The 4984-nt window shown below is 73.0% G+C and carries 6 protein-coding genes; 5 read left to right on the top strand and 1 reads right to left on the bottom strand.

What is annotated here, in order from left to right; all coding sequences use genetic code 11:
• Nucleotide 1: 1 nt before the first annotated feature.
• From ACWDX9_RS59950 to acnA, 4 genes are read left to right on the top strand one after another with little or no spacing between them, the layout of a single operon-like run.
• Nucleotides 2-154 carry a class II aldolase/adducin family protein gene (locus tag ACWDX9_RS59950; RefSeq protein ID WP_449972776.1) on the top strand — a complete coding sequence of 51 codons (153 nt, stop codon included), beginning with the start codon at nucleotides 2-4 and terminating at the stop codon, nucleotides 152-154.
• Nucleotides 151-1206, top strand: a complete 1056-nt coding sequence (locus tag ACWDX9_RS59945) for an Ldh family oxidoreductase (protein ID WP_449972771.1) — start codon at nucleotides 151-153, stop codon at nucleotides 1204-1206. The genes ACWDX9_RS59950 and ACWDX9_RS59945 overlap by 4 nt, the downstream gene beginning before the upstream one ends.
• Complete coding sequence (locus tag ACWDX9_RS59940; protein ID WP_449972768.1) at nucleotides 1194-1499, top strand: putative quinol monooxygenase; 306 nt, start codon at nucleotides 1194-1196, stop codon at nucleotides 1497-1499. Before ACWDX9_RS59945 ends, ACWDX9_RS59940 begins: the two co-directional genes overlap by 13 nt.
• Nucleotides 1496-4075: an aconitate hydratase AcnA gene (gene acnA / locus ACWDX9_RS59935; RefSeq protein WP_449972765.1), complete on the top strand. Its 2580-nt coding sequence runs from the start codon at nucleotides 1496-1498 to the stop codon at nucleotides 4073-4075. Before ACWDX9_RS59940 ends, acnA begins: the two co-directional genes overlap by 4 nt.
• Here acnA and ACWDX9_RS59930 read toward each other — a convergent pair.
• Nucleotides 4023-4775, bottom strand: coding sequence for a TetR/AcrR family transcriptional regulator (locus tag ACWDX9_RS59930; protein ID WP_449972763.1), 753 nt, complete (start codon nucleotides 4773-4775; stop codon nucleotides 4023-4025). The genes acnA and ACWDX9_RS59930 overlap by 53 nt on opposite strands.
• A gap of 95 nt (nucleotides 4776-4870) precedes the next feature.
• Between ACWDX9_RS59930 and ACWDX9_RS59925 the strand changes: the two genes are divergently transcribed.
• A partial coding sequence (locus ACWDX9_RS59925; protein WP_449972773.1) for an SDR family NAD(P)-dependent oxidoreductase occupies nucleotides 4871-4984 on the top strand: 114 nt, incomplete at its 3' end.

Here is a 4984-nt window from a genome sequence, read left to right as displayed (position 1 = left end):
GCTGGCCAACCACGGGCCCATCGCCGCCGGCGCCGACCTCGCCGCCGCCGCGGACGTCGTCGAGGAGCTGGAGGAGACGGCGCGGCTGTGGCTGCTGCTGCGCGACCGCCCCGTCCGCCCGCTCACCCCCGACCAGGTCAGGAGCCTGTCGTGATCCCTGCCTCCGAGCTGACCTCCTTCGGGATCGAGGTCCTGACCTCGTTCGGCGTCCCCGAACCCGACGCGCGGCTGGTGGCCGACAGCCTGGTCACGGCCGACGCCTGGGGCCACCCCTCGCACGGCATGCTGCGCCTGGAGTGGTACGCCGATCGCCTGCGCTCCGGGGCCATGCGCGCGGTGACCGACGTGGCCACCGTGCTGGACGGCGGCGCCGTCGCCGTCCTCGACGGCCGCGACGGCATCGGCCAGGTCGTCACCGCGTACGCGGCCCGCGACGCCGTACGCCGCGCCGGCGAGCACGGCGTGGGCGTGGTCGCGGTGCGCGACAGCAACCATTTCGGCACCGCCGCGTACTTCACCCGCATGATCGCCGCCGAGGGCTGCGTCGCCCTGCTGACCACCAACGGCAGCCCCGCCATGGCCCCATGGGGTGGCCGGGAGAAGAGCGTGGGCGCCAACCCGTGGTCCATCGCGGTGCCCGGCGGCCGGCGCGGCCCGGTCGTGCTCGACATCGCCAACACCGTCGTCGCCCGGGGCAAGATCTACGCCGCTCTCGAACGCGGGCACACCATCCCCGAGGGCTGGGCCCAGACGGCGGACGGCGTCCCCACCACCGACCCGGCCCTGGCCGTCGACGGGCTCATCCTGCCCATGGCCGGGCACAAGGGGTACGGCATCTCGTTCATGATGGACGTGCTGTCGGGCGTGCTGACCGGCAGCTCCTACGCCACCGACGTGGCCGGCCCCTACGTGCCCGACCGCCGCAGCGGCTGCGGCCACCTGCTGCTCGCGTTGCGCCTGGACGCCGTGGCCGACCCCGCCGACTACGCCCGCCGCCTCGACGACCTCATCGACCGCACCAAGGCCGTGCCGCTCGCGCCCGGCTTCGACGAGATCTTCTATCCCGGCGAGATCGAGGCCCGCAACGCCGCCGCATCCGCCCAGGCCGGAGTGCGCCTGCCCGGCAGGACCCTGCAGGGCCTGCGCCGGCTCGCCGAGGCGTGCGCCGTCCCGCAACCCGCCTGGATGAACGCGTGTTCGTCGTGATCGTCCGGCTCCAGGTGCGGCCCGACCGCCTGGAGACCTTCCTCGACGGCATCCGGGCCAACGCCCGCGCCACCCGCGACGAGCCCGGCTGCCTCCGCTTCGACGTGGTGCGCAGCGACGACGACCCGCACCGGTTCGTCCTGTACGAGATCTACCGGGACGAGGCCGCCTTCTTCACCGAACACCGCGCCGCGCCGCACTACGCCGCCTGGCGCCAGGTGGCCGACGCGTGCGTGACCGAGCACCGCAACACCTTCTGCCATCCCGTCTCGCTCCAAGGGCAGGCCACGTGACCGACTTCCTCACGGTGGGATCTCGCCGTTACCGCATCCACACCGTCGACGCACCCGCGCGCCTGCCGTACAGCCTGCGCGTCATGCTGGAGAACCTGCTCCGGCACGCCGCCCCCGCCGAGCAGGTGCGGGCCCTGACCGGATGGCAGCCGGACGCCGGCCGGACCGCCGCCGTGGACCTGCATCCCGCCCGGGTGTTCCTGCACGACACCAACGGCGTGCCCGTGCTGGCCGACCTGGCCTCCATGCGGGACGCCATGGCGGCGCTCGGCGGCGACCCCGCCTCGGTCAACCCGGCCATCCCCGCGGAGCTGGTCGTCGACCACTCCATCATCGCCGACGTGTTCGGCCGCCCCGACGCGCTGGCCCGCAACGCCGACCGGGAGTACGAGCGCAACGCCGAGCGCTACCGCTTCCTGCGCTGGGGCCAGGCGTCGCTGCGGGGCTTCACGGTGGTGCCGCCGGGCAAGGGCATCATGCACCAGATCAACGTGGAATACCTGGCCAGGGTGGTCATGACCCGCGGCGATGAGGCGTACCCGGACCTGTGCCTGGGCACCGACTCGCACACCACCATGGTCAACGGGCTCGGCACGCTCGGCTGGGGCATCGGCGGCATCGAGGCCGAGGCGGCCATGCTGGGCCAGTCGGTGTCCATCCTCGTGCCCGACGTGGTGGGCGTGCGCCTGCACGGCGAGCTGCCGGTCGCCGCCACCGCGACCGACCTCGTGCTGACCCTCACCGAACTGCTGCGCGACCACGGGGTGGTCGGCAAGATCGTCGAGTTCCACGGGCCGGGGGTCACCGCGCTGCCGGTGACCGACCGGGTGACGATCTCCAACATGAGCCCGGAGTTCGGCTCCACGGCCGCGCTGTTCCCCGTCGACGCCGAGACGATCCGCTACCTGCGCTTCACCGGCCGCGACGGCGACCACGCCGACCTGGTCGAGGCGTACGCCAGGGCGCAGGGCCTGTGGCACGAGCCGGACGCGCCGCCCGCGTACACCGCCGACCTGGACCTCGACCTGGCCACCGTCGTCCCGTCCGTCGCCGGCCCGCGCCGCCCCCAGGACCGCATTCCCCTGGAGGGGGTCAAGGCCGCCTTCCGCGCGCAGGAGCGGCCGCCCGTCGCGGCGGAGCGGGAGATCACGCACGGGACCGTCGCCATAGCCGCCATCACCTCCTGCACCAACACCTCCAACCCCTCGGTCATGGTCGCCGCCGGGCTGCTCGCCAAGAAGGCCGCCGAGCGCGGGCTGAGCGCGAAGCCATGGGTGAAGACCACCCTGTCGCCCGGCTCGCGCGTCGTCATGGACTACTACCGCGAAGCGGGCCTGACCCCCTACCTGGAGCGGCTCGGCTTCACCCTGGCCGGGTTCGGCTGCATGACGTGCATCGGCGCCTCCGGCCCGCTCGTCGAGGAGGTGTCGAAGGCCGTGGCCGAGCACGATCTCGACGTGGCCGCGGTCCTGTCGGGCAACCGCAACTTCGAAGGCCGCATCCAGCCCGAGGTGCGCTCCAACTACCTCGCCTCGCCGCCGCTCGTCGTCGCGTACGCCATCGCCGGCACCATGGACCTCGACCTCACCACCGAGCCTCTCGGCACCGACCCCGGCGGTCGGCCCGTCTACCTGCGTGACCTGTGGCCCGCCCCGGAGGAGGTGCGCGCGGTCATCGAGCGGGTGATCAGGCCGGAGATGTTCGCCCGCGCCTATGCCGACGTCCTCGACGGCGACGAACGCTGGCAGCGCCTGGACGTCGCCGGCTCCGCCACCTACCCCTGGGACCCCGCCTCCACGTACGTGCGCCGCGCCCCCTACCTCGACGGCATGTCGCCCGAGCCGCCGCCCGTCACCGACATCACCGGCGCCCGCGTCCTGGTCAAACTGGGCGAGTTCATCACGACCGACCACATCTCACCGGCCGGGGCCATCCTGCCGTCCAGCCCCGCCGGCCGCTACCTCACCGGCCTCGGCGTGCCACGCCACCAGCTCAACACCTACGCCTCCCGCCGCGGCAACCACGAGGTCATGATGCGCGGCGCGTTCGCCAACGTCCGCCTGCGCAACCAGCTCGCCCCCGGCACCGAAGGCGGCCTCACCGCCGACTTCCTGGACGGCGGCACGATCACCACCGTGTACGAGGCCGCCCGCGCCTACCAGGAGGCCGCCGTACCGGTCGTGGTGCTGGCCGGGGAGGGTTACGGCGCGGGCTCCTCCCGCGACTGGGCCGCCAAGGGTCCCGCGCTGCTCGGCGTGCGCGCCGTCATCGCCAAGTCGTTCGAACGCATCCACCGCTCCAACCTGGTCGGCATGGGCGTCCTGCCGCTGCAGTTCCTGCCCGGCCAGGGCCCGGACGAGCTCGGCCTCACCGGCCGCGAGGTCATCGACGTCACCGGCCTGGCCGCGCTCGACGGACCGAGGCTCCCGCCCACCCTGACCGTCACCGCCGGTAGCGTCACCTTCCAGGCCCGCCTCCGGCTCGACACGCCTCGCGAGGCCGACTACTACCGGCACGGCGGAATCATGCCCTATGTCCTGCGCGGCCTGCTGGCAGCTGCGCGCCGATCCCGTTGAGCACCCGATCCAGCCCGTGCCGGAAGCGCTCGGCGGGGGAGAGGTGCGCGGTCCTGGATTCCCGCACGGATCGGCCGAACAGGGGGTAGGCGCCCGACCCGACGATCTGCCGCACGTACGGCCCGATGTAGTCGCGCTTCCAGCGCTCCGGGTCCAGGCCGGTACGGCGGGCCTCCTCCAGCCAGCCGATCTCGCGGCGGATCGCGCTGTGGACGTAGTCGTTCACCATGCCGACGAAGCCGGTCATCTCGTCGATGTCGAGGCCGAGCCCGTCGAGCGCGCCCAGGGCGAACTCGTGGACCCGCAGCAGCTGCGGGCCCAGGGTCGGGCGGCCGCTGAGCAGCGGGGTCAGCCAGGGATGGCGCAGGCCGGCGGCCCGGGTCTCGTGGGCGACCAGGGAGAGGTCGCCTCGCCAGTCGCCGGACGGCTCGGCGGGGAGTTCGAGCTCGCCCATCGCCAGGTCGATCATGAGGTCGAACAGATCATCGCGTTTCGGTACGTAGCGATAGAGCGACATGGCGCCGGTGCCCAGCTCGCCCCCGATCCGGCGCATGGTCGCGGCCTCCACCCCCTCGGCGTCGGCGATCCGGACGGCCGCCCGGGTGATCTGCTCGCGGCTGTAGCCGGGCCGCCGCCCGGGCCCCGAACGCTCCAGGCGCTCGGGCCGCATCCAGATGCTGATCAGTTCCTCGTCGGACATCCTGGCCTCTCCCTAACTTGCGTACACAGTACTCGAATGGCTAGGGTCCCATTTCGAGTACGAAGTACGCGAAATGATGAGAGGCGTGATCAGCAATGACGACCTTGACCGGCAGGACGGCGCTCGTGACCGGCGCCAGCAGGGGGATCGGCCGGGCCGTCGCCACCCGGCTGGCCCGGGAGGGCGCCCGGGTCGCCGTCCACTACGGC

The organism is Nonomuraea sp. NPDC003201 (assembly GCF_053590415.1).
The sequence above is the reverse complement of the archived record's forward strand: the minus strand, read 5'-3'. Positions and strand labels throughout refer to the sequence as shown.